Genomic DNA, 265 nt, shown 5'->3' on the forward strand with positions numbered 1-265 from the left:
GGAGCCGCTCGCGAAAGACGAGAGCCTGAATCTCCATATGTACTACAACCATGTGGCCGAGGACGATTACACACAGCACTTCCGCAACTGCTCTGACCAATGGAACATGGTCGCCGGCATGACCGACGAACAATTCATTGCCAAGGTTCGCGCCGATAAAATCGATATCCTGATCGACCTGAGCGGGCACACCGGCCGTAATCGGCTACAGGCGTTCGCGCGCAAGCCTGCGCCGATTCAGGTGAGCTGGATCGGATACCCGGCG

At 57.7% G+C, this 265-nt stretch carries 1 pseudogene; it reads left to right on the top strand.

Annotated elements, in window-relative coordinates:
- Positions 1-265 (top strand): annotated as a pseudogene (locus SB764_RS41195) (glycosyltransferase); the annotation flags it as partial.

The organism is Paraburkholderia sp. SIMBA_027 (assembly GCF_046535315.1).
Taxonomy (GTDB): Bacteria; Pseudomonadota; Gammaproteobacteria; order Burkholderiales; family Burkholderiaceae; genus Paraburkholderia; species Paraburkholderia tropica.